Source organism: Halomonas sp. 707B3, assembly GCF_024158645.1.
Lineage (GTDB): Bacteria > Pseudomonadota > Gammaproteobacteria > Pseudomonadales > Halomonadaceae > Vreelandella > Vreelandella lionensis.
In genome coordinates, this window is sequence record NZ_JAMZBE010000026.1 from 1 (window position 1) to 24,318 (window position 24,318).

Sequence of the window (24,318 nt, forward strand, 5' to 3'; positions counted from 1 at the left end):
ATTTCGGAGTCATGCCCGCCATGCAACGCCGCCAATTTTTGAAAACCGCCGGCCTGGGTGCCGCCGGTGTCGCTGCTGCCCCCTTTGTTTCTACCGCCAGCGCTAACGAAACCTACACCTGGGATATGGTCACCTCCTGGCCGAAGAATTTCCCCGCCCTCGGTACCGGTGCTAACGACTTTGCTCGTCGTGTGGAGCAACTCTCCAACGGCCGTATGCGCATTCGTGTACACGGTGCGGGCGAACTGGTACCCGCACTGGAAGTCTTTGATGCCGTCGCCGCTGGCACTGCTGAGATGGGTCACTCCGCCTCTTACTACTGGCGTGGCAAAGTCGCGGCTTCCCAGTTCTTTACCGCCGTGCCGTTTGGCATGACCACCACCGAAATGAACGCGTGGCTGTACCACGGCGGTGGCCAGGAGCTGTGGGATGAGATCTACGCCAACCACAATCTGAAGCCGTTTGCTGTGGGCAACACCGGCACGCAGATGGCGGGCTGGTTCAAAAAAGAGATCAACTCCCTCGACGATATGCAGGGCCTGAAGCTGCGCTTGCCGGGTCTCGCCGGTGAAGCCATGAACGGCATCGGTGTGAGCACCGTGAACATGGCCGGTTCAGAAATCTTCACCTCGCTGCAAACCGGTGCGCTAGACGCCGCTGACTGGGTTGGTCCGTATAACGACCTAGCCTTTGGCCTGCACCAAGTGGCGGACTACTACTACACGTCAGTGTGGAACGAGCCCTCTGCCGTCCTTGAAGGCACCATCAACCTGGATGCGTGGAATGCGCTGCCGGAAGACCTGCAGGACGTGATCCGCGAAGCGGCACGCGCTTCTAACCTAGCGATGATCAGCGAATTTGCCTACCGCAACGCCCAGGCCCTGGAAACGCTGGTAGAAGAGCACGGCGTGCAGCTGCGCACCTTCCCCGAAGACGTGATGGCCGCGCTGTACGAGTCGTCTAAAGAGGCCATTCAGCGCCAGGTAGATAGCGATGAAGAGTCTCGCCGCGTTTACGAATCCTACTCGGCGTTCCAGAAAATACTGCGCCCGTTTAGCGATGCAGGCGAATACGCCTACCTGAAGAGCCGCGACAACGTAGGTGCATAACTACTCTCCTCGTCTCGGCTAATAAAAAAGGGTGCTTCGGCACCCTTTTTGCTGATTTAGCGGTTAATCAAATATTGCCGTTAGCTATGCACCGCGCGAATGCGGCCATTGTCATCCAATGCCACCATCACAAAGCGCGCTTCGGTGACTTTCTGTCGCTCTTCAATATGGCGGCCGTGAGGCGGCCGTACCCACACTTCTACATCAATTTTGATCGAGCTATGACCAATTTCTTGTACCTGGGTATACACGCTGACCATCGAACCCACCCGAACGGGGCTGAGAAAATCCATCGACTCAATGGCAACCGTTGCAGTACGACCACCCGCCTCGCGCCCTGCGGCCAACTCTGCCGCTTGATCCATTTGATTGACTAGCCAGCCGCCAGGAATATCTCCATAGAAATTGGTATCTTGTCGAGAAGCCAGTAACTTTAAAGTGAGCTGTCCTTGTGGAGCGGGGATGTCGTCCAAGTCGGTGTCCAATGGTGTCATAAGGTGGTCGCTTTGTAGGGTTATTGTTGTGATGATACAAGGTGGTATGAAGGGTCGTGACGTTGCTGCATCGCAACAGATGACCAACAGTTAATCATAAGAGGGGTGACGTTTGAAGGGCAATCGTTTGATGCGCTATGGCGGGCGGCTTCACCGGCTGCATCACCTCTTGGTGGTTGTCTGGCTGCTACTTTGTTGCTCTTTTGCGTGGGGGCAGCCAAGCGTAGTCAGCGGAACGCTAGGGGCCGTTGGTTCCGACACCATGGCGGGCCTGATGCTACGCTGGGGGGAAGCGCTCAATCACCGCTACCCAGATATTACCCTGCAGTTTCAAGCCGGAGGTTCCGCCAGCGCACCGACCGCCTTGGTGGCGGGCACCACGCGTTTTGGCCCGATGTCGCGCCCCATGACCGACACCGAGCGCCAGCAGTTTATCGAACGTTATGGCTATCCGCCTCGCGAGTTGAGTGTTGCCCGAGATGCACTGCTACTGGTGGTGCACCGCCATAATCCACTGGCATCGCTCACCCGCGAGCAGGCCGATGCCATCTTCTCTACTTCGCTAGACTGCGGAGGCCTCCGCCCCATCCGCCGCTGGGAGGATTTACTGCCTGAGGAACAGTGGCCTTACGGTAAGATTGCGCTGCATGGTCGCAACTTGGCCTCGGGCACCCACGGGCTCTTTCAAGATCGCGCCCTGTGCAACGGTGAGTTTCGCCGCGATATTAGCGAGCACCCGGGTTCTTCAGCGGTGATTGCTGCTGTCGGGGAGTCCCCCAACGCCATGGGCTATGCGGGCTATAACCATGTAACCCCCATGGTGCGCGCGCTGCCGTTGATTAACGACGAAGGCAGCGCTATCAGTCCAAGCGTGGCAACGATCCAAGATGACAGCTACCCGCTCTCACGGGATCTCTACCTTTACGTTAATCTGCCGCCCGGCGACACACTGCCGCCTGCCGAGCAGGCCTTTATTGAACTGATTTTCTCAGAGGAGGGTCAGCAAATCGTTCAAGCAGCTGGCTTTGTGCCGCTGCCACTGGCCCAGCGCCAACCTCCTCTGCTGGATCACTAAGCTGTCACCTAACTGTCACCTAACTGTCATAAACATACCGTAGGGTGGATAACTCTGGCCATGTACGTACTTTTTACTACGGCACTCGTTTCTTTATGATGTCGACATGACTCCCCCACGGCTACCTTTTTCGCGTCAGCCGCTGCGCCTTATTCACGACCGTATTGCTACCGGACTGATTACTGCCGGTGGTGTTGGCGTCCTGTTAGCTATTCTTGCCATTGGCGTGTTTCTCGTGTGGGAAGCGCTGCCGCTGCTAACGTTTGGCGACGCATTATCACTCAACACGCTATCGCCATTGGCTTGGGGCACCCTCAAAGCCGCGCTCGCCGCCATGCTGTTCGCCACGCCCATCGCACTGGGCGCGGCCATGTATTCAGCGCTATTTATGTCGAAGCGACTACGCAGCCGAGTCAAACCTATCCTGGAGCTAATGGAAGCGATACCCGGCGTGGTGGTGGGCTTTATTGCCGGGCTTCTGTTGGCACCTTGGGTGGAGCAGCACCTCGCCAGCACTCTGCTGGTGCTTGTTTGGCTACCGCTGAGCGCTGGCCTGGCCGGTGGGCTTTGGTATCTTGCCAGCGCTAGGGTGCGCCAGTGGCTGCCGCTCTCCTGGGCGGGCGTCTGGCTGATGCCATGGCTGGCGATCATGGTCACACTGGCGCTATGGCTGGCACCGCTCATGGAGCAGGCATGGTTCGGCGGCGACTTGCGCCGCATGCTCGACCAGCAATACGGCCTGGATTACGCCACCCGCAACGCACTGATCGTGGGGATCGCCATGGGGTTTGCGGTGATTCCCAGCATTTACTCGCTGGCAGAAGATGCCCTCGCTGATGTGCCCGCCAACTTGATGGAGGGTGCCCAGGCACTGGGCGCCAGCCGCTGGCAAGCGCTGTGGAAAGTAGCGCTCCCCACCGCGGGTCCTGGAGTCTTTTCAGCGGTCATGATTGGTGCCGGGCGCGCCGTGGGCGAAACCATGATTGTACTGATGGCCAGCGGTAATACGGCGCTCTTCAGTGCTAGCCCTTTTGAGGGGCTGCGCTCCCTGTCGGCGTCAATTGCCATTGAGCTACCGGAAGCCTCCCCAGGCGGCATGACGTATCACCTGCTGATTTTTGCCGCCCTGGCGCTGTTTATCTTCACCTTTTTGGTTAATACGTTAGCCGAAGTGGTGCGCCAACGGCTGCGGCAACGCTACCAGCGCCTAGGGGGTAACCGCTGATGGCTTGGCTATCTCGTCCACTGCGTGCCCGCGCTACGGGCAGCTTACTGTGGCCTTGGCTATGTGCCGCGAGCGTTGCGTTGTCGCTGCTGATGTTGGCGACCCTACTGACGCTGCTTGCCACCCGTGGTCTTGGCCACTTTTGGCCCGCGGAGCTGGAGGAGGTCACTCTGCACTCCGGTGACACGGTAATCGGCCAACCGGTGCGTGAAGCTCCACTGCCCAATGCAGCGGGAGTGGAACGGCTCTACTTTACCGGCAATCGAGATATCGGCGGTGAGAGCTGGCGCTGGGTGGCCCTGGACGATATCGACACCGTCGCCGTGCCCGACGACCTCATCCGGTTAGAGCGCGCGCCCTGGGGCGACTTTATTGGCCGCTTAGACGAGGTGGAGAGCGCGGGCCAGCGCTTTGAAGACGAAGCCGCTTGGGCGTTTGTCGCTCATGCGATGACGCTTCCCGAGAGCCAGCGCCCTATTGCACAACTCCGACTCACTGCGGCCAATGGCCAAATCATTACCCAGCCGCTGGAAGGCATCACGCGCTTCCAAGCGCCTAATGCCATGTCCTGGGAGCAAAAAGTCGTCGCCTGGAGTGAGCGTATTTGGCAATTCCTCAGCGAAGGCCCACGTGCAGCCAATACGGGAGGCGGCGTTTGGCCTGCTATTTTCGGGACGGTGCTGATGGTGATTCTAATGTCGGTCATCGTGACACCGTTTGGCGTGCTGGCCGCCATTTATCTGAATGAAATCGCGCACCAGAACCGCCTAACCCGCTTAGTGCGCATCGGCGTGCGCAATCTCGCGGGGGTGCCCTCGATTGTTTATGGGGTGTTTGGCCTTGGGGTCTTCGTTTACGGTATCGGTGGCTCTATCGATAGCTGGTTTTTTGAGGATGCGCTGCCCTCGCCCACCTTTGGAACCGGCGGCCTCCTCTGGGCATCGTTGACCCTGGCGCTGCTAACGCTGCCGGTCGTCATCGTAGCCACCGAAGAGGGGCTGGCGCGTATTCCCGACGCCCAGCGGGAAGGTGCAGTGGCGCTGGGTGCCACCCGTTTGGAGATGCTGACCCGCGTGGTACTGCCCATGGCTACCCCCGCGATGCTCACCGGTGTGATTTTGGCGGTAGCTCGAGCCGCAGGGGAAGTCGCCCCGCTGATGCTGGTGGGCGTGGCGAAACTGGCCCCGCAAATGCCCGTCGATGGCGAATTTCCCTATCTGCATCTAGAGCGCAAGTTTATGCACCTCGGCTATCATTTATTTGATACCGCTTTTCACGGTGAAGATGTCCAAGCCGCCATCCCACTGGTGTTTGCCACCGCTCTGCTGTTAGTGCTGATTGTGCTGGTGCTTAATCTAACTGCCATATTTCTGCGTCATTATTTAAGGCGTCAACGAGGGAACGAATGCTAGCGTTATCGTCCGCCAACCCAACTCAAGCACCGGTAACTCGATTTTCAGCCGAGACCTGCTGTTTGAGCATCAACCAGTTTCACCTCGCTTATGCGGGGAAAACGGCGTTGCGCGACCTAACACTTGACGTGCCTCGCCATCGAGTCACCGCGTTCATCGGCCCGTCGGGCTGTGGCAAATCTACTTTGCTGCGTGCGATTAATCGGCTGCATGACCTGAATGAGTCGGTGACGCACCATGGGCAAATCCAGTTAGAAGATCAGGACATCCACGCCCCGCAGATGAACGTTACCGAGCTGCGACGCCGTGTGGGCATGGTGTTTCAAACGCCCAACCCGTTTCCGATGTCGATCTATGAAAACGTGGCGTTTGGGCTGCGCCTGCAGGGGCGCCTGCCTAAGCGCAAACGCGACGATATTATAGAGTGGGCGCTCACCTCAGCCGCCCTGTGGGATGAGGTGAAAGATCGCCTGCACCGTTCCGCGTGGCAGTTATCCGGTGGGCAGCAGCAGCGCTTAGTGATTGCCCGCACGCTGGCCGTACAGCCCGATGTATTGCTATTGGATGAGCCTGCCTCGGCGCTCGACCCTATTTCTACGCTTAAAATTGAAGAGCTAATTCGTAACCTGAAATCCCAGCTCACGCTGGTACTGGTTACCCACAATATGCAGCAAGCCGCACGGGTATCCGACTACACGGCTTTTTTGCAGCAAGGTGAACTCGTTGAATACGGGCCAACGGATCAAGTGTTCACCAACCCGCGTTTACAACGCACTGAAAACTACATCACCGGCCGCATGACCTAGGCCCAACCGACGTTACGTCAGGAGTGCTCAATGGATATTACGAGCGATAGCCACAGCCAGCATATCTCTCGCCAGTTCAACCAGGAGCTGGAAGAGCTGAAAACCCACCTGATGGCCATGGGCGGTCTGGTGGAAAAACAGGTACAAGACGCCGTTCACGCCCTGTTGGAAGGCGACAGCCGTCTGGCCGAAAAAGTGCGTGATAACGACCGCCAGGTGAACGACCTGCAACTGCAGATTGATGATGAGTGTACTCGCGTCCTGGCCCGCCGCCAGCCGGCCGCCTCGGACCTTCGTCTGGTGCTGGCCGTTATTCGTGCCACCTCAGACCTTGAGCGGATTGGCGATGAGGCCAGCAAAATTGCCCGCAACGCCCTACTGCTGAGTGAAAACAGCGGCGGCATTCGTGGCCTGGTCGAAGTGCGTCACATCAGTGAACACGTGCGTAAAATGCTGCGCGATGCACTGACGGCTTTTGCCCGCTTCGATACCGAACTTGCCATGCAGGTTGTGCGTGAAGATGAGTCGGTGGATGACGAATACGGCAGCGCCATGCGCTCTCTAATGACCTTTATGATGGAAGACTCCCGCTCTATTAGCTCCGTCCTCAGCATCATGTGGGTACTGCGGGCACTAGAGCGTGTGGGCGACCACGCCAATAACCTGGCAGAGTACGTGGTCTACCTGGTGAAGGGCCTGGATATTCGCCACAGCGACCCCGACACCTTAGATCAGAAGGTGCTTAAAAAGTCTTGACCTAGCAGGTAATTCCTCCTGCAATACGCCCAGATGACACATCTGGGCGTTTTTATTTAAGGAGCAAGCATGGTGGATGCAATAACGGCGCTGAGCCAAGGCACACGTTTGGTGTACCAAAAAGGGCTGCGGCGCTACATTTTTCTGCCGATCCTGGTCAACCTCATCGTGTATGCCAGCATGCTAAGCTTGGTGCTCAACCGCTTTGATGGCTGGCTCGACAGTGCCATGACCATGGTCCCCAGCTGGTTGGAGTGGCTCTCTTGGCTTATCTGGCCGCTCTTCTTCGTTAGCCTCTTGGTGGTGATCTTTTTTACCTTCACCCTGGTGACACATCTGATTGCCGCGCCGTTTTACGGCTTTTTAGCCGCTAAAGTCGAGCGTCAAGCCACAGGACGGGAACCGTTGGATGATCGCGGGCTAGCTAAAACGGCCATCGATGCACTGGGTCGCGAACTGGTCAAGCTCGGCTATATTCTGCCGCGCATGGCGGCGCTGTTTATTCTCAGCTGGATACCAGGCCTCAATCTGTTGGCACCGATCTTGTGGGCACTGTTTTCCGCCTGGGTGATGGCCATCACTTACCTTGATTACCCGATGGATAACAACAAGGTCACGTTTCGCGATATGCGCAGCCGTCTCTCGCACCGCTGGTGGCCAAGCCTCACCTACGGCGGGCTGATCATGCTGGTCACCTGGATCCCGCTTGCCAATCTGTTTTTAATTCCTGGCGCCGTAGCGGGGGCGGTGCTGATGTGGGATGGTCACTACCGTGACACCCAAGATGTTGTCGCACGTCGTTAGAACACACAGCCATACGCAAAAAACCCCGCCGGAGCGGGGTTTTTTGTGGAATTAATATCAACGCTTACCAACGAAGATCATCACCTTCATCACGGTTCAGCTCGCTAGCATCATAGCCAGCTTTACTGGTAGCCACGCTGTTGGAATCGCTGACGCTGCTTGAAGTGGAGTAGTCCAGCGTATCGCCTTCATTACGGGTCAAGTCACTAGCAGAGTACTGAGCCGGGCCTGACGTATTGTGCGAGCTAGGCTGAATCACATCGTGTCCTGCAGAGCGGTCTTTGTTGAGTTCAATGGATGTTTGGGCAAATGCCATCGGACTTGCTACCAAACCAAAAGCAACACCTAACACTGCAGATTTTTTAGCTAACTCTTTGAAAAACATAAATTACTACTCCTTTAACATTGAGCCAGTCGACATAGGGTGGAAACCAATTAAGCGCCTACGACTAATGGCTAACTTTACATCTTGGCATTGCATAAGTGATGCCAAAAATACTAAATTAATTAAATATCTTTTAAAAACATAAACTTATTTATTTTTAATTGCGCGCAATATAAAGCTGCAAAATCATTATTCATACAAATATATTGTGCAATAATGGCACATGCGTCGGTTAAGTGGCGCAAATTGACTCACTTGCCTTGCTGCCCAACCGCTTCATTATCCCCGCTAAGAGGGCAGCCATGCCATTCGCTGGGGTTTATGTGTTAGGCACAAAAAATTAGACCCCGCAGGGCGGGGTCTTGAGAACTCTTACTTTTACACGATACTTACATCTGGCTTCCAATCCTTTTGCGGGGCTCCAACCTTGGAATTTACCCTGACCAGTGTATTGATCGTTTTTGATTCATTCCTTGAATCATTGAGCATCCTTGCGATGAGACATCCTTGCCTCTCTAGTTGCTCACTCCTTAAGCGTAAGAGTTTTTTACAGCTTTGCAAAGAAATGTTACTTGTTACATACCACTATTTTCTTCTGGGAGTTCTTCGGTGCTGTCATAGGTAGCATCCGAGTCATCACTCATGGAGTTTGGTTCCATGTCGCTGGCGTTATCACCCTCGTCATGGGTTAAATTTTTCTTGTCATGATCAGACGGCATAGCTGAGTCGTTAGACTGAGCTTCGACCGGCTGCTCATCTGGAGAAATGTTGTCTGCCGGATCTGCAGGCTCTTGAGCAAATGTCAGTGGGCTTGCTACCAGACCAAACGCTACACCTAAAATACCAGCTTTCTTGAGTAGTTCCTTGGACATCATATTCCGCCTCCTCGATCGCTGTGAAATACCGCTATTTAAGGAAGAGTGACATCTTGTCTTACCAGTTCCTGCGGTAATCTTCCTTGACAAGTATATTGCAGCCGATATGCCAAAAACTCTTAATAGAAATAAAATTTATTTATATACAGACACTTATAAAAATAACCACTATGCCGATTAACCCTCTAGCACTGGCTTAAGTAGATGATTAGTTGGCTACATATGACACATGCGCGGTGTTTGACCATGCTTGCATGCCAATATGGCACATTTATACATAAGTTATGCAAGCCAAGACGGAGAGCGGTATGACACCGTGTTAGCTGTTAATGACACGGGAGGGCGGGAAAACACAGCGGAACAACGCCCCCTCACCGGGTAACGACTCCACTTGAAGCTGTGCATCATGGCGCAGTAGAACGTGTTTAACAATGGCAAGGCCAAGACCAGTACCGCCAGTGGCCGTACTGCGCCCTTTATCAACGCGGTAGAAGCGCTCGGTAAGACGCGGGATATGCACCGGATCAATCCCTTCACCATCATCATCCACTTCAATACAGGCGCGGCCATTGGGCATTGCAACCCAGCGGAGCGTGATCTGACTGCCAGCAGGCGTATAGCGCACTGCGTTAAACGCTAGGTTTGAGATGGCGCTGCGTAGTTCTTGCTCGCTGCCCACCAGGCGCGCCTCGCACTCCAACGCCACCTGAACGCTATGCTGCTGGTTCGAGAGCGCCAGCGCATCCCGGCGAATGCTCTCAAGCATCGACCCAACCTCAAGCGGCTGATGATCTTCGCCGCCTCGGTCAATCTCCAGACGTGACAAAAGCAGTAGATCATTCACCAGGTTCTGCATACGCTTGGTCTGCTCTTCCATCTGACCAATGCCTTTACTCAGGCGCGGTGGCAGCATCTCTTTAAGATCGCCGTAGGTTTCCAGATAGCCGGAAAGAACGGTGAGTGGGGTGCGCAGCTCATGGGAAACGTTAGCGACGAAGTCGCGGCGCATCTGCTCTAGGCGATGCAAGCGGGTAATATCCCGCGCCATAACCAAGCGCTCGTCGTCGCCATACAGAGTGATTTGGTACTGCAGAATGCGACGCTCATCAATGGGCGAGGTGAGCGTGAGCGGCTCGCTGTACTCACGGGCATTAAAGTAGCTGATGAAACGCGGGTCGCGCAGCAGATTAGTAATGTGCTGACCGCGGTCATGGGCGGTTTGCAGGCCTAGCATGTCGGTGGCGGCACTGTTCCACCACTCTAAATCACCGTGGCGATCCAGCATCACGACGCTATCACGCATCGCTTCCGAGGATTCTTGAATACGCGCGAGGGTTGCTCGCAGCCGGCTTTGGGTAATGCGCTGGCTTTTTTGGTAACGGTAAAGGCGATCGAATAGCTCGCCCCACATGCCAGTTGCCGCAGGAGGCTCATCGTGCGGGTTGAGCGTTAGCCACTTGAACAGCGCCCTAAGCTGGCGGAGTTGATACACCAAACAGAGCGTTAGACCCGCGGCTAACCCGAAACCGGGGTAACCTAGCAGCCATCCCAGGCACATCCCTAGGAAAGCCAGCCAGATAATTCGCCACAGTTCACGGCTCCACAGACGCACGATTACACCCGAGCAGAGAAACGATACCCAGTGCCACGCACTGTTTGAATCAGATTCTGATGCGCTTCACCTAGCGCTTTGCGCAACCGGCGAATATGCACATCCACCGTGCGCTCTTCTACATACACATTGCCGCCCCACACCTGATCAAGCAGCTGGCTACGGGTATAGGCGCGCTCTTGGTGAGTCATAAAGAATTGCAGTAAGCGGTACTCGGTAGGGCCCATCTCCAGCGCTTTGCCATGGGCGCTGACGCGATGGCTCACTGGGTCCAGCAGCAATCCATTGATTTCGATGGGGTCTTCCACACCGCGCGGGGTCGCCCGGCGCAGCACGGCTTTAAGACGAGCCACCAACTCGCGGGGGGAAAACGGCTTGGTGATGTAGTCATCCGCACCCGCCTCCAAGCCCTGAATTTTATTATCCTCTTCGCCTTTGGCGGTCAGCATAATAATGGGCAGCTCAGCGGTGGCCTCTTCGCGCTTGAGACGACGGGCCAGCTCGATGCCGCTGGTGCCCGGCATCATCCAGTCCAGCAGCAGCAGGTCGGGCTGGTGGTCAACGACCATCGCATGGGCATCCTGGGCGTTGTCCGCTTCAAGCACGCGATAGTCAGCCATTTCCAGCGCCACAGCGATCATCTCGCGAATGGGCGCCTCGTCATCGACAATCAGTACGGTCTTGGCGGTCATCCAGGGCCTCACGGTGTTCTATGAAAACTCGTTTATACAAAACAGTTCAATGACATGTCTGTGACGATGACACCATGACTTAATGACAATTCTATGACACCCAGCATAATTAGCCAGCTGCAGGCCACCAGCTCAGAACAATTCCGGCAAACACCAAGAGCCCTGACCAGTGGTTATTCAGAAACGCCTGGAAGCAGCGGTCGCGGTCACAGTGAAAAATTAATCGCTGCTGATGAGCAAACGTCGCTGCCATGCCTGCCAAACCCAGCCAGAAGAACCCGCCTAACCCAACCCGTACACCTACCCAAGCAAGCAGCGCCAGCGTCGCCAACTGCAGCAGGCCAATGATGAAACGGTCGGCACTGCCAAACAGCACCGCGGTGGATTTAATGCCGATTTTCAGATCATCGTCACGATCCACCATGGCGTATTGGGTATCGTAAGCCACCGTCCACAGTAGGTTAGCGCTAAATAGCAGCCAGCCTTCCAGCGGCACATGCCCCAGTACCGCGCCAAACGCCATCGGGATCGCCCAGGAGAAAGCCGCCCCGAGCACCACCTGGGGAAAGTGTGTGTAGCGTTTCATAAACGGATAAATAAATGCCAGCAGCACACCCCCAAGCGAGAGCAGCACGGTAAACCAGTTGGTCAGCAGCACTAAAATAAAGGCGGCGGCCACCAGCGCCACAAATAGCAGCTGCGCTTCGGTTTCGCTGATCCGACCGGTGGCCAGTGGCCGCTGCTTGGTACGCTTTACATGGCCATCGAAGTGGCGGTCGGCGTAGTCGTTCACCACGCAGCCTGCGGCGCGCATCACATATACCCCGGCAATAAAAATCAGCAGTACATCGCGGCCCGGCACGCCCTCTGACGCGACCCACAGCGCCCACAGCGTTGGCCACATCAGCAGCCAAGTGCCAATGGGCCGGTCCAAGCGCATTAACTGTAAGAAATCTACCAAACGGGCCCACCCGGTCGGGCGCAACAGAGAACGGTCCATGCTCATGCTTACCTCGTCAAAAAAGCTGCTGCGTTAGCCTAGCGCGGCGGAAGGCCCAACGCATCCGCCATGGTAGATAAAAAATACTCCTGAACCAGTAACGAAAGCCCACCATGTTCAAAGACAGAGCGCCGCCCCCATAAGCTATTGGCCGATAGCCCCGGCTGCTGGTGGGTAAAACGTGGCGGCGTCGCCGTGGCTTCCAGCGGCCCGCGAACCAAGTCGGGCTGCTGAAATAGCCAGCTGCCTAACGAGCGCTCGCCCAACTTCCCCAAACCTTTTCCCTGTAGCTGGTGAAGCGGGGCCACCGAACGCGCTACCACCCACGGCGTTTCATCAACACACAGCGCCACCTCGCGCAGCCACGCGTAGCGGCGAGGCGCGATGCCTAGGGCCAAGGCTTCATCGCGCTGGGGCAGGCCAATGGTTTGGCGCAGCAAGCGCACCCGAAACGTTCCCGGCTCGCCTGCTGCCATGAGGCGCGCGGTTAAGGAATCCGTGGACGCTACCCACTGCCACCAAGGCGCACTCATGGCTGGCTGAGCGGCTGCCACGGGCAGCCACTGAGGGAAGAGCGAAAACGCAGGAGTGGATAACACAGGGGCGGTCACCTAAGCCTCCAAGGCGGTCAATTCAGAGCGAGCTAGTGTAACATGGTGGCTTTACAGGCTTTTGTTCCACCGACGTTTGGTGACGGTATGCCCGACTCACACACGACATCTTCCAGAACACCTCACCACCACGCCGCGCTGGTGATTGTGGGCACCGGCATGGCAGGCGTTGGCCTGGCCCGCACGCTGCGACGCCAAGGGGATACGCGCACAATCACGCTGGTCAGCGCTGACAGCGGTGATGATTACAGTAAGCCGCTGCTGTCGACAGGCTTCGCCAAGCGCTTGAGCCCTGACAAGCTCGCCCAGCGCAGCGCTGAAGCGCTCGCCGATGAATTAAACGCACATATCGTTACCCACACCCAAGTCAGCCAACTGGATGTGGATAACCAAACCCTGCAACTGAGTAGCGGCGCCACACTCCACTACGACGACCTGGTGCTCGCCACCGGTGCGGCCCCTCGCACGCCGTTTCGCATACCGAGCGTGCTGGCCGAGCGCTGCTTTACCGTCAACGACTTGGATGACTACCGCCGCCTACACGGAGCGCTCAACCAGCCTACTCGCGTCGCGATTATTGGCGCCGGATTAGTCGGCTGTGAATTCGCCAACGACCTACACGCAGGTGGGCACCAAGTTACCGTGATTGCACCAGAGAGCGCCCCTTTGCCGCGCCTACTCCCTGAGCGGCTGGGTAGCGCACTGGCCGATGCGTTTCAAGAGGCTGGTATTCGTTTAGCGCTTGGACGCACCTTAGAGACATTATCCCAAGATGCAGACAACGCTTTGACGCTGCAACTCGACAATGGCGAGCGCCATACGGTAGATATCATCCTATTCGCGACCGGTTTGGCACCTCGCACGCAGCTTGCTGAAGCGGCAGGGCTGAGTGTTAGCCCCAGCGGCATTCAGGTTGACCGGCAACTACGCACCAACCAGCCGCATATTTATGCGTTAGGCGATGCCGCGTGTATTGATGGGGTGAACGCCATGTATGTGCAGCCGCTGCAAGCAAGCGTCAAAGCCCTGGCAGCTACCCTTGGTGGCACCCCAACGTCTGTTAGCTTCGGCGCTTGGCCAGTCGTGGTGAAAACCCCGCTGCTACCCGTGGTGGCCTACCCTCCCACTCAGCCCCCAGAGCGCTGGCGGATTGAGGGCGACGGCAATGATTTCACCGCGTTAGCGGAAAATAAAGACGGACGTTTGATTGGTTTTGCGTTGACAGGCGGCTGCGTGAGAAGGAAAGTGGAGCTTTCCAGAGCTGCCCCAGGCCTGCTAGGCTGATTTTCGCCGCATTCACGACTAGGCTAAAGAAGCGCTGCCTGCTGGGTAGGCTACCAACAACATTGATGTTTGTTTTCCACAAGGGAGATTCCTTTATGCGCAAACCTGAACTCGCTGCAGCCATCGCTGAAAGTGCTGACCTTTCCAAAGATAAAGCTGGCCAAGTCCTCAATGTCATCCTGGACGAAATCACCAACAGCGTTGCCAAAGGTGAAGATGTAGCGCTGATCGGTTTTGGTACGTTTACCGTTCGCGAGCGCGCTGCCCGCACCGGTAAAAACCCGCAAACCGGCGCTCCGCTGCAGATCCCGGCCAGCAAAAACGTCGCGTTTAAGCCAGGCAAAGCGCTCAAGGACGCCGTTTCCTAATGAAGCTTTCGCTGACGCTGTGGCTATTGGGCTTTATGCTCAAGCGAGCCCTGCGCCGCAAGCCGCGCTTTCGTGAGCAGCTTGAACGCATGCGCGGCCTCGACTGGGGTGTTGCCACGGAAGACCTAAGCATTGCCCGCTACTACCGGATGGCGCCCCACGGCATCACCACGGGAAAAGGGTTGCCCGTTGACCTGGATCTTGAACTACGTTTCCGCGACCAAGACACCGCGCTGCGCATTCTCAAGAAACCCACCCAGCAGGCATTTTTAGATGGCATGGTGGCGGGAGATGTTCGCCTAGTAGGCGACTCCGCCGATATGAACAAGCTGCAAAAATTGCTGAAGTATTTGTAGCGCCATACGCCCAGCCGCAGGCAACCTGTTCCCCGCAGCCAAACGCTGCGGGGTTTTTCGTTAACGGCACACCATAGCCACGTACCGGCATACTATTTATACTAAAGTCTAACAACAGCAAACTCACAAGAGCCTCTATGCCCCTCTCCCTTTCCCTGCGCCGCCTTTGGACCCTAGATAAGTTCGCCTACAGCCTGCGGGTGTTTATCGCCTTCAGCGGGGCGCTGCTGTTTAGCGGGCTGGCGGGGGATGTGGCGCTGGTGATTCCGCTGTTTCTGGGCATCATTGCCAGCGCGCTCTCAGAGACCGACGATAGCTGGCAGGGGCGTTTGCAGGCCTTGGTGGTCACGCTGCTCTGCTTTGCCTCGGCGTCGTTTGTGGTGCAGTGGTTATTTCCTTGGCCGTGGCTGTTTGCGGTGGGCTTGGCGGTCTCTACCTTCACGCTGATTATGTTGGGAGCGATTGGCCAGCGTTACGCGACCATTGCCTCCGGCACGCTGATTCTTTCGATCTACTCCATGATCAATATTGAGCAGCACGGCGGCGTGGATGAGGACGTCGCCTCGCGCCAGCTACTGCTGCTGACCGGAGCTGCCTGGTACGGGGCGATTTCGGTAGTATGGTGCGCGCTGTTCTCCCGCCAGCCGGTAAAACAGAGCATGGCGCGGGTGTATAAAGCCCTGGGTGAATTCTTGATTTTAAAATCGGCGCTGTTTGAGCCGGTACGGGGCGTTGATGTAGAGGCCCGCCGTGTGGCGCTCGCCCGCCAGAACGGCAAGGTGGTGGATGCGCTCAATCAGGCAAAAGAGATGATCTTTCGCCGCCTGGAAGGCCAGCGCGGCAGCCGTAAGCTCAACCGCTATCTGCAGATTTACTTTATCGCTCAGGATATCCACGAGCGGGCAAGCTCCACCCACTACCCTTACAGCGCGCTTACTGAAGCCTTTTTTCATCACGACGTGCTGTTTCGCTGCCAGCGACTGCTGGACCAGCAGGGCCGTGCCTGCCGCCAGCTAGCCAAGTCGCTACTGCTCAACCGCCCTTTCAGTCACGAGCAGAGCGAGCAGGCGCTGGCCGACCTGCGCGCTTCGATTGATAACCTCAGCGAGCGTGGCAAGCCCGAGTGGCGGCCGCTAATACGCCCGTTGAATGCGTTAGCGGACAACCTCTCCACGCTAGAAGCGCAGATTGCCAGCGCCCACAATCCGGACACCGGCAGCGAACGCCGGGACAGCGCGCTTTATGACCGCTCGCCCTCTAGCCTGCTGGAAGCCTGGAAACGGGTGCGGTTGAACTTCACGCTGGGTTCGCCCACCTTTCGCCACGCGTTACGCTTAACCACCGCGCTGGTGGTGGGTTACGGGCTGTTGCAGTGGCTCGACCCACAGCAGGGCTTTTGGATTTTGCTTACCACGCTGTTTGTATGCCGCCCTAACTTCGCCACCACCCGGCGCTTTCTCTCCCAGCGGATTCTGGGCACGGTGCTTGGGCTGATTGCAGGCTGGGCGTCTATCAGCCTGTTCCCCCAGCCACTCATCCAGAGCATGATTGCGGTGGCGGCAGGCGTGTCGTTTTTTGCCAATCGAGAAAAGCACTATGTGGTTGCCACCGCCTCCATCACCCTGCTGGTGCTGTGCAGCTTTAACCAAGTGGGCGATGGCTTTGACCTGATCTGGCCGCGGCTGTTTGATACGTTGATTGGCTCGCTGATTGCGGGGCTGGCGGTGTTTTTTATTCTGCCGGATTGGCAAGGCCGCCGCCTGTACCGGGAAGCGGCCAAGGTGCTGACCAATCACCGCCGCTATTTAGACGAGATTGTTCACCAGTATGAAGAGGGCAAGCAGGATGATCTGGCTTACCGCTTAGCACGGCGTAACGCCCATAATGCGGATGCGGCGCTCTCGACGCTACTCACCAACATGCTCCACGAGCCGGGGCACTATCGTAAGCAGGATGCTGATAACGGGCTGCGCTTTTTGGTACTCTCCAACACGCTGTTAAGCCACCTCTCCGCGCTGGGTGCCCACCGCCACCGGTTGGCAGACGATGAGGACGATGCCGCCTTCGTGCCCCTCGCCAAGCGGATTAGCGCCCTGTTAGAGCAACTGGCCGAGCAGTTGGATAAACGCCTGCCCGTGGCGCTACTGACCGAGCCTGCCAACGAGCTGCTGAGCCAGTTAGAGGAGCAAAGCGGCGCAGCGGAAGAGAAGGCCGTCACGCTCTATCGGCCCATTCAAAGCCAACTGCGCTTAATTGCCAGTCAGCTTGGCCCGCTGAGCGATGCCGCCAACCGCTTAACAAGCCCAAGCGCCGAAAAGCTCCACGAACCTAACGCAGCGGTTTAACACCGCGCGCATACCCACGCCCTGCCGCTACACCTGCCCGTAGCGGCCTGCCGCTTCACCCAGCCAGCGGCGCACCAACACGGCCGTCACCTCGGCGTTGCCCTGCAACGCCTGGGCCAGGGCGGTCACCCGCTCTAGCTGGTCGGCATCGCGCTCTAGATCGGCAATCTTCATTTGGGCAAGGCCGGTTTGGCGCGTGCCCAGCACTTCGCCGGGGCCACGAATTTCCAAATCTTTTTCGGCAATGCGGAAGCCATCGGTGGTTTCCCGCATCACGCCGAGCCGCTCCCGGGAGCTTTTGGAGAGTGGCGGGTGATAAAGCAGCACGCAGAAGCTTTCGGTGCTGCCGCGCCCTACCCGGCCGCGCAGCTGGTGAAGTTGCGACAGCCCCAAGCGTTCAGGGTTTTCGATGATCATCAGGCTGGCGTTAGGCACATCTACGCCCACCTCAATCACCGTAGTGGCCACCAGTAGATCCAGCTCGCCGCTCTTGAAGGCGTCCATCACCTCGGCCTTTTCCGCGGCTTTCATGCGCCCGTGAATCAGCCCAACGGCCAATTCCGGCAGCGCTTGGGTCAGTTCTTCCCGGGTGACCTCGGCGGCCTGACATTGGAGCACCTCGGATTCCTCAATCAGCGTGCACACCCAATACGCTTGGCGGCCATCGCTGCAGGCGTTGCGGATGCGCTCGACCACTTCCGGGCGGCGCTCGTCAGAGACCACCACGGTTTTCACCGGTGTGCGCCCTGGCGGCAGTTCATCAATCACCGACACATCCAGATCCGCGTAGGCGCTCATGGCCAGCGTGCGGGGAATCGGCGTGGCGGTCATGATCAGCTGATGTGGGGTTAATCCGCCGGCTTCGCCCTTTTCACGCAGGGCAAGGCGCTGGTGAACGCCAAAGCGGTGCTGCTCATCGATAATCGCCAGCCCCAGGCACTGGAAGTGCACATCGTCTTGAAACAGCGCGTGGGTGCCCACCACCATGCGCGCGCGGCCGTCGGCAATGGCGGCTTTGGCATCCAGCCGTGCCTTGCCTTTCAACTTGCCCGCCAGCCACGCGACTTCGATGCCCAGCGGTTCAAACCAGGCTTTAAAGGAGCGATAGTGCTGCTCGGCGAGGATTTCCGTGGGTGCCATCATGGCCGCTTGGCAATTGCCCGCCAGTGCCGATAGCGCCGCCATGGCGGCCACCACGGTTTTGCCGGAGCCCACATCCCCCTGCACCAGCCGCAGCATGGGTGCAGGGCGTGCTAGGTCGAGAGCGATCTCTTCCAGCACCCGGCGCTGGGCACCGGTGAGCGCAAACGGCAGCTGGGCTAGAAAACGCGTTTGCAGGCCACGTCCGGAGGGCAGCTCTGGCGCGCCGTCTGCCTGAATGCGCAGGCGCACTTCTCGCAGGCTAAGCTGATGGGCTAGCAGCTCTTCCAGGGCGAGCCGCCGCGTGGCGGGGTGAAGTCCCTGGGAAAGCTGCTCTAAATCCACATCCGGCGGCGGCTGGTGCAGCAGTTGCAAGCTGGCGTGTAGCCCCGGCAGTTGAAAGCGCTGGCGCAGCGCATCGGGAATCACATCAGGCAGCGCTTCGGGCGCTTGCTCTAGCAGGCGCAGCGCCTGCTGGGTTAGCGCCCGCAGGCGGGCTTGATGCAACCCTTCGGTAGTCGGGTAAATCGGCGTGTAGTACTCCTCGACCGGTGTCTCGCTGCCGCCGCTAAGCCGATACTCGGGATGATAAATCTCAAGCCCCGTCGCCCCCGCCCGCGCTTCACCAAACGCCCGAACGGTGACGCCGGGGCGAAGCTGTTGCTGTTGAGCGGGCGAGAAGTGAAAAAAGCGCAGGCTTAAAATACCGCTACCATCGCGCAGGCGGATCAGCAGGCTGCGCCGCCGCCCCTTAACGATATCGCTGGCGGTCACCTCGCCCTCTACCACCGCTTCATGGCCCGCCCGCAGCAGGCCAATGGGGGTGAGTCGCGTGCGGTCTTGGTAACGCAGCGGCAAGTGGAACAGCAGGTCGCTGATGCGTTCTACGCCGAGCCGGGCGAGCTTAATTGCCAGCGCTTCCCCCACGCCCTTCAGCGCCGTGACCGGTGCAGACAGCTCACTCATGAGGGAGCATTCTTCTTATGCACCGGCTGCTGGCACTGGCTAATCGCCTTGGCCAAGGCATCAATGGCCTTGGGCCGTGGGAAGCTGGCCCGCCAGGCAATCGCCACGGTGCGTGAAGGGGCGGGGTCCACAAACGGGCGGCTGACCAGCATGGCGTTTTCGTACTGGTCGGTGCCTAGCGCCGACTGCGGCAACACGGTGATACCCAGCTTAGAGGCCACCATATGGCGAATGGTCTCGAGCGAGCCGCCTTCGGCAATCAGAGTGTTATTGGGGCTGTTGAGCTTTTGGGTAATCGCCGGGCAGGCTTCCAAAATTTGATCGCGGAAGCAGTGGCCTTCCCCTAATAGCAGCAGCCGCTCTTCTAATAAGTCTTCTTTATGGATCGCCTCGCGCTCGACCCACGGGTGGCTGGCGGGCATTAACACTTCAAAGTGCTCGTCGTAGATCGGCTTGGTAACCACGTCGGTTTCAGTGAACGGCAGCGCGACGATAATCACGTCCAGCTCGCCGCTACGCAGCTTGGCCCGCAGCGTGCCGGTCATGCCCTCTTCAATATAGAGCGGCATTTGCGGCGCGGCGTTGGCCAGCGCGGGCACTAAATGGGGAAACAGATAGGGTCCGATGGTGTAAATCGCGCCAATACGCAGCGGGTTCGCCAGCTGGTCTTTGCCAGCGCTAGCCAACTCATAAATCAGCCCGCTCTGCTCCAGTACGCGCTGGGCCTGAGCGACGATTTTTTCGCCCAAAGGCGTAACTTGCACCGTGGATTTAGAGCGTTCAAACAGGGGAATTTCCAGCTCATCTTCGAGCTTTTTAACGGCCACAGAGAGCGTGGGCTGAGAAACATGGCAGCGCTCGGCGGCGCGGCCAAAGTGACGCTCCTGGGCAAGGGTTACGATGTAGCGAAGTTCTGTTAAAGTCATAGCGGTGCCAGTGGCATCCTCTCGTTGCAGCTCGTGACTAGTCATCGTGTTAGCGAGACGGAAAAGGACAGACAAGCCCTATTGAAGATGGCACATCTCATAGGGACTTTGTATCTGATAGGGAATATTAATCAAGAGGGGTGAGCAAGTTGAAGCTAACGATACTGATTATCGGCTGTGGAGACATCGGCGTCACGCTTGGACAAGAGCTGCTGGACGAGGGGCATCGGGTGATTGGCGTGCGCCGCCAAGCCAAGGCATTAGAGCATACCGGCATTGAGCCGTTGGCCCTTGATCTCAGCACCTTGGAGGGGGCCGACGCCAGCGCACTGCCCCAAGCCGACTACGTGATTTACACCGTCAGCGCAGACCGCTTTGAAGAGAGTGCTTACCAGAGCGCCTACCCAGACGGTCTCAAGCGCGTTCTCAGCGTCATGGAACAGCATGAGAAGCCGCCGCGCCGCATTTTCTTTGTCTCCTCTACTAGCGTCTATGGCCAGCAAGAGGGCGAAGTCGTTAACGAAGAGAGCCCCACGGAATCGACCAGCTTCTCGGGCAACCTGATGTGCGAAGCTGAGCAGGCCCTGCTGAATCACCCACTGCCGGGTACGGTGGTGCGTTTTTCCGGCATTTATGGCCCGGGGCGTGACCGCTTGATTCACCAAGTGGCGGAAGGCCGCATTGCTGCGGTGACGCCGGTGAGCTACTCCAACCGCATCCACCGCGACGACTGCACCGGCATTCTGGCGCACCTGATTCGCTGCCAGGAAAACGGCTCACCGCTGGCCGACCTTTATCTGGGCAGCGACTGCGAACCGGTCACCCTGCACAACGTCATGGCGTGGCTCGCCAAGCAGTTGAAAGTAGAATCTACCGAGACCATGCAATCGCCGCTGCGCCGACGCACCAGCAAGCGCTGCGACAACCGCCGCATTCTCGAGACGGGCTATACCTTCCGCTACCCCACTTACAAAGAAGGGTATGCCCAAGTGTTGAAAGAGGGTGGATTTCTAGAGCTGCAAAAAGCCTAACTACTCTAGCGCTATCCAAACGCAAAGAGCGAGCTGATCACAGCTCGCTCTTTTTTATGCAGCGGTGAAAACACCGCATCTAACGGAGCATGGCGATTAGTCGCCAATCACCATCACGGCTTCGGCTTCTACCTGGCTGCCTTTAGGCAGCGCTTTAACCCCCACCGCCGCACGAGCAGGGAAGGGCATCGAAAAGAACTCTTCCATGACCTTGTTCACGATCGCAAAGTTGTCCAAGTCGACCAGGTAGAGGTTGAGCTTGACGATATCGCCCAGCGAGCCTGCGGCTTCTTCACACACGGCCTGTAGGTTGGTGAATACCTGACGCGCCTGAGCTTCGAAATCATCAGAGACAATTTCCATGGTTTCCGGATTAAGCGGGATCTGGCCCGACAGGTAAACCGTGTTGCCCGCTTTGATAGCCTGGGAGTACGGGCCGATGGCGGCAGGGGCTTTTTCTGTGTTGATAACCGCTTTATTGCTCATGGGGTGTCATGCTCCTGTATGAATGAAACGTTGATTATTATCACCATGGCCTACGCTGCCAGCGTGAAAAGCCAGCGGTAGGCGCATAAGCGTTTAGTTTGCAGTACGGGTAATTTTGCCCACGTTGGGCAAGTTGCGGATGCGTTTAATAATACGGGCGAGGTGGACCCGGCCTTTTACCGACAGCGTGAGATTGACGGTGGAAAGCCGCGCATCGCGCTCCTCAATGCCGATACGTTCGATATTGGCATCGGCATCGGTCACTAGGCCTGCCAGTTCAGCCACAAGGCCACGGCGGCTTTCAATTTCGATGCGCAGCGCCACAGGGAAGTCCTCATCAATATGCTCGGACCACTCCAGGGCAAACAGCTTTTCAGGATCGTTTTTACGGTCAGCGAGGTTTTTACACTCGCTACGGTGTACCACCAGCCCTTTACCGACCGACAGATGCCCTACCACCGGGTCGCCGGGTAACGGGTGGCAGCAGCGGGCAAAGTTAAGCACCATGCCTTCGCTTCCGCTAATCACCACAGCCTTATCGCTATTGTCGGAAAGCGTCTTATCGAAGCTGTCGCCATGGGCGACATCGACCAAACGGCGGGCCACTACGTGGGCCATGCGGTTGCCTAACCCCAGCGATTCGAGCAAGGCGTCCAGCGACGACACATCCAACTCTTTGAACGCCTGCTCGAAGATACTCTCATCCAGCTCTTCAAGGCTCGTTTCAAAAGGTGTCAGCGCTTTGTTGAGCAGCCGCCGCCCGAGCATCACCGCTTCCGCCTGTTGCTGATGCTTCAGCGCATGGCGAATAGCGGAGCGCGCCTTGGCGGTGGTGACAAAGTTCAGCCACGCAAGGTTCGGCCGCGCGCCGGGGGCGGTGATAATTTCCAGCGTCTGACCGCTTTCCAAGCGCGTCGAGAGTGGCGCAAGGTGGCGGTCGATGCGGCAGGCGATGCAGTTATTGCCGATATCGGTGTGCACGCTGTAGGCAAAGTCGATCACCGTAGCGCCCTGGGGTAGCTCCATGATGTCGCCTTTGGGCGTAAACACGTAGATATCGTCGGGGAACAGGTCGTTTTTGACGTGTTCGATAAACTCCAACGAATCCCCCGCGTGGCGCTGCATCTCCAGCAGCCCTTTCACCCAGGCGCGGGCGCGGGCATGGCTGCCTTCAGCAATCGGATGCGCCGTCTGCCCGGCTTTGTAGAGCCAGTGCGCGGCAATTCCGTTATTGGCCATGGCTTCCATTTCACGGGTGCGGATCTGTACTTCAATCGGCATGCCGCGCTGGCCAAACAGCGTGGTGTGCAGGCTTTGGTAACCATTCGCCTTGGGAATCGCGATGTAATCTTTAAAGCGCCCCGGTACCGGCTTATAGAGGTTATGCACTACGCCAAGGATGCGATAACAGCTGGCCACGTCTTCGGTGATAATGCGAAAACCGAAGACATCCATAATCTCTGCAAACGGCTTGCGCTGGTCGCGCATCTTTTTATAGATCGAGAGCAGATGCTTTTGGCGGCCAATCACCGTGCCTTTTAGGCCTTCGTCGTCCAGGCTCTGCTGCAGCGACGACTGAATTTCCCGCATGGCGCTGCGGCGATTGCCCCGCGCGCTGGCCACTGCGCGCTTGATACGCTCAGCGCGCATGGGGTGAATCGCTTGAAACGAGAGGTCTTCCAGCTCAATACGGATGGTATTGATACCCAGACGCCCGGCAATGCGTGCGTAGATTTCTAACGTTTCACGGGCAATGCGGCGTTTTTTATCGGGCCGCAGTGCGCCCAAGGTGCGCATGTTGTGCAGACGGTCCGCCAACTTGACGATAATGACGCGGATATCCCGCGACATTGCCAACACCATCTTTTGAAAATTCTCCGCCTGAGCGACGGCTTTATCTTCAAAAGTGATTTGGGTCAGCTTGGAGACGCCATCTACCAACTCAGCCACAGGCTTGCCAAACTGCGCCGCCAGGGCTTTTTTAGAGACGCCGGTGTCTTCAATCACATCATGCAGCATGGCGGCCATCAGGCTCTGATGGTCCATGTGCATGTTAGCGAGAATATTAGCGACTGCGAGCGGATGGGTGACGTACGGCTCGCCAGAGCGGCGGCGCTGGCCATCGTGGGCCTGCTCAGCGTAGTAGAAGGCGCGCTTGACCTGCTGGATCTCATCCGGGGGTAAGTAGCCGCCGAGTCGGTCAGCTAGGTCATCAATGGTGAACATGTACCGCGCCTCTAATCGGTGCTAGCTTAATCGTCGATTTGAGCGCTAGGCGTCATAGCAGGACGCGCACGCACAGGAGCTTCAACTGGCTCGTCCAAAACGGTGTGGTCGACCAGACCCGCGGCGATTTCACGCAGCGCCATCACGGTCGGCTTGTCGTTTTCCCAGGGCAGCAGTGCATCGCGGGAACCGCGAGCCAGCTGGCGAGCACGCTGGGTGGAAATCATCACCAGTTTGAAGCGGTTTTCTACATTTTCCAGACAATCTTCAACGGTTACGCGAGCCATGGGGGCCTTCCTGTAATAACGACGCCGGGCCGGCGTTGTTGGATAAC

Annotated in this window: 24 protein-coding genes; 12 read left to right on the plus strand and 12 right to left on the minus strand. The window is 57.6% G+C overall.

The genetic code is table 11. The features are described from left to right. Positions 1–20 precede the first annotated feature (20 nt). Positions 21–1,109 carry a TRAP transporter substrate-binding protein gene (locus BIS10_RS05565; protein ID WP_083025397.1) on the plus strand — a complete coding sequence of 363 codons (1,089 nt, stop codon included), beginning with the start codon at positions 21–23 and terminating at the stop codon, positions 1,107–1,109. Positions 1,110–1,189: 80 nt separating this feature from the next. Here the strand turns inward: BIS10_RS05565 and BIS10_RS05570 are convergent, their stop codons facing one another. Next, positions 1,190–1,603, minus strand: a complete 414-nt coding sequence (locus tag BIS10_RS05570; protein ID WP_253503263.1) for an acyl-CoA thioesterase — start codon at positions 1,601–1,603, stop codon at positions 1,190–1,192. A gap of 130 nt (positions 1,604–1,733) precedes the next feature. Between BIS10_RS05570 and BIS10_RS05575 the strand changes: the two genes are divergently transcribed. The 6 genes from BIS10_RS05575 to cysZ all read left to right on the plus strand — a co-directional run bounded on the left by BIS10_RS05575 (position 1,734) and on the right by cysZ (position 7,681). Next, positions 1,734–2,678, plus strand: coding sequence for a PstS family phosphate ABC transporter substrate-binding protein (locus tag BIS10_RS05575; protein ID WP_392567153.1), 945 nt, complete (start codon positions 1,734–1,736; stop codon positions 2,676–2,678). A 106-nt stretch (positions 2,679–2,784) separates the two neighbouring features. Continuing rightward, a complete protein-coding gene (locus BIS10_RS05580; protein WP_253503269.1) occupies positions 2,785–3,903 on the plus strand; it encodes an ABC transporter permease subunit in 1,119 nt (372 codons plus the stop codon). Continuing rightward, a complete protein-coding gene (gene pstA, locus BIS10_RS05585; protein WP_083025400.1) occupies positions 3,903–5,315 on the plus strand; it encodes a phosphate ABC transporter permease PstA in 1,413 nt (470 codons plus the stop codon). The genes BIS10_RS05580 and pstA overlap by 1 nt, the downstream gene beginning before the upstream one ends. Beyond that, the gene (gene pstB / locus BIS10_RS05590) at positions 5,309–6,121 is read left to right on the plus strand and encodes a phosphate ABC transporter ATP-binding protein PstB (protein ID WP_074211262.1); all 813 of its coding nucleotides are present in this window, start codon (positions 5,309–5,311) and stop codon (positions 6,119–6,121) included. Before pstA ends, pstB begins: the two co-directional genes overlap by 7 nt. A 30-nt stretch (positions 6,122–6,151) precedes the next feature. Beyond that, positions 6,152–6,877, plus strand: a complete 726-nt coding sequence (phoU, locus tag BIS10_RS05595) for a phosphate signaling complex protein PhoU (protein ID WP_074211261.1) — start codon at positions 6,152–6,154, stop codon at positions 6,875–6,877. Positions 6,878–6,946: 69 nt separating this feature from the next. Further along, positions 6,947–7,681 (plus strand): sulfate transporter CysZ, encoded by a 735-nt coding sequence (cysZ, locus tag BIS10_RS05600; RefSeq protein ID WP_253503271.1) that lies wholly within the window; start codon positions 6,947–6,949, stop codon positions 7,679–7,681. A 64-nt stretch (positions 7,682–7,745) separates the two neighbouring features. Here the strand turns inward: cysZ and BIS10_RS05605 are convergent, their stop codons facing one another. The 6 genes from BIS10_RS05605 to BIS10_RS05630 all read right to left on the minus strand — a co-directional run bounded on the left by BIS10_RS05605 (position 7,746) and on the right by BIS10_RS05630 (position 12,856). Continuing rightward, the gene (locus tag BIS10_RS05605) at positions 7,746–8,066 is read right to left on the minus strand and encodes a hypothetical protein (RefSeq protein WP_083025402.1); all 321 of its coding nucleotides are present in this window, start codon (positions 8,064–8,066) and stop codon (positions 7,746–7,748) included. Positions 8,067–8,641: 575 nt separating this feature from the next. After that, the gene (locus BIS10_RS05610; protein ID WP_192859211.1) at positions 8,642–8,941 is read right to left on the minus strand and encodes a hypothetical protein; all 300 of its coding nucleotides are present in this window, start codon (positions 8,939–8,941) and stop codon (positions 8,642–8,644) included. Positions 8,942–9,260: 319 nt separating this feature from the next. Further along, complete coding sequence (phoR, locus tag BIS10_RS05615; RefSeq protein ID WP_253503274.1) at positions 9,261–10,553, minus strand: phosphate regulon sensor histidine kinase PhoR; 1,293 nt, start codon at positions 10,551–10,553, stop codon at positions 9,261–9,263. Positions 10,554–10,555: 2 nt separating this feature from the next. Further along, positions 10,556–11,245 carry a phosphate regulon transcriptional regulator PhoB gene (gene phoB, locus BIS10_RS05620; RefSeq protein WP_054640735.1) on the minus strand — a complete coding sequence of 230 codons (690 nt, stop codon included), beginning with the start codon at positions 11,243–11,245 and terminating at the stop codon, positions 10,556–10,558. 109 nt (positions 11,246–11,354) lie between these two features. Beyond that, the gene (gene ubiA, locus BIS10_RS05625) at positions 11,355–12,245 is read right to left on the minus strand and encodes a 4-hydroxybenzoate octaprenyltransferase (protein WP_253503303.1); all 891 of its coding nucleotides are present in this window, start codon (positions 12,243–12,245) and stop codon (positions 11,355–11,357) included. 38 nt (positions 12,246–12,283) lie between these two features. Then, positions 12,284–12,856 (minus strand): chorismate lyase, encoded by a 573-nt coding sequence (locus BIS10_RS05630; RefSeq protein WP_253503276.1) that lies wholly within the window; start codon positions 12,854–12,856, stop codon positions 12,284–12,286. Between the two features lie 87 nt (positions 12,857–12,943). Between BIS10_RS05630 and BIS10_RS05635 the strand changes: the two genes are divergently transcribed. From BIS10_RS05635 to yccS, 4 genes are all read left to right on the plus strand, one after another. Continuing rightward, entirely contained in the window at positions 12,944–14,140 is a 1,197-nt protein-coding gene (locus BIS10_RS05635; RefSeq protein ID WP_253503280.1) for an NAD(P)/FAD-dependent oxidoreductase, read from the plus strand. 95 nt (positions 14,141–14,235) lie between these two features. Beyond that, positions 14,236–14,508, plus strand: a complete 273-nt coding sequence (locus BIS10_RS05640) for an HU family DNA-binding protein (protein ID WP_018918476.1) — start codon at positions 14,236–14,238, stop codon at positions 14,506–14,508. Next, the gene (locus tag BIS10_RS05645) at positions 14,508–14,864 is read left to right on the plus strand and encodes a hypothetical protein (protein WP_083025410.1); all 357 of its coding nucleotides are present in this window, start codon (positions 14,508–14,510) and stop codon (positions 14,862–14,864) included. Before BIS10_RS05640 ends, BIS10_RS05645 begins: the two co-directional genes overlap by 1 nt. Positions 14,865–15,001: 137 nt before the next feature. Further along, complete coding sequence (gene yccS, locus BIS10_RS05650; RefSeq protein WP_253503282.1) at positions 15,002–17,209, plus strand: YccS family putative transporter; 2,208 nt, start codon at positions 15,002–15,004, stop codon at positions 17,207–17,209. A 27-nt stretch (positions 17,210–17,236) separates the two neighbouring features. Here yccS and recG read toward each other — a convergent pair whose 3' ends face one another. After that, the gene (gene recG, locus BIS10_RS05655) at positions 17,237–19,315 is read right to left on the minus strand and encodes an ATP-dependent DNA helicase RecG (RefSeq protein ID WP_253503285.1); all 2,079 of its coding nucleotides are present in this window, start codon (positions 19,313–19,315) and stop codon (positions 17,237–17,239) included. Continuing rightward, positions 19,312–20,241 carry a hydrogen peroxide-inducible genes activator gene (locus tag BIS10_RS05660; protein ID WP_054640733.1) on the minus strand — a complete coding sequence of 310 codons (930 nt, stop codon included), beginning with the start codon at positions 20,239–20,241 and terminating at the stop codon, positions 19,312–19,314. The genes recG and BIS10_RS05660 overlap by 4 nt, the downstream gene beginning before the upstream one ends. Before the next feature lie 149 nt (positions 20,242–20,390). Between BIS10_RS05660 and BIS10_RS05665 the strand changes: the two genes are divergently transcribed. Then, on the plus strand, positions 20,391–21,272 hold the full coding sequence (locus BIS10_RS05665) for an SDR family oxidoreductase (RefSeq protein WP_253503287.1): 882 nt from the start codon (positions 20,391–20,393) through the stop codon (positions 21,270–21,272). 96 nt (positions 21,273–21,368) lie between these two features. On the opposite strand, the gene BIS10_RS05670 is transcribed toward BIS10_RS05665, so the two are convergent. From BIS10_RS05670 to rpoZ, 3 genes are all read right to left on the minus strand, one after another. Then, positions 21,369–21,758 (minus strand): RidA family protein, encoded by a 390-nt coding sequence (locus BIS10_RS05670; RefSeq protein ID WP_083025411.1) that lies wholly within the window; start codon positions 21,756–21,758, stop codon positions 21,369–21,371. Between the two features lie 93 nt (positions 21,759–21,851). Beyond that, complete coding sequence (locus tag BIS10_RS05675) at positions 21,852–23,984, minus strand: bifunctional (p)ppGpp synthetase/guanosine-3',5'-bis(diphosphate) 3'-pyrophosphohydrolase (RefSeq protein WP_253503290.1); 2,133 nt, start codon at positions 23,982–23,984, stop codon at positions 21,852–21,854. 26 nt (positions 23,985–24,010) lie between these two features. After that, on the minus strand, positions 24,011–24,271 hold the full coding sequence (rpoZ, locus tag BIS10_RS05680) for a DNA-directed RNA polymerase subunit omega (RefSeq protein WP_062375190.1): 261 nt from the start codon (positions 24,269–24,271) through the stop codon (positions 24,011–24,013). Positions 24,272–24,318: the final 47 nt, after the last annotated feature.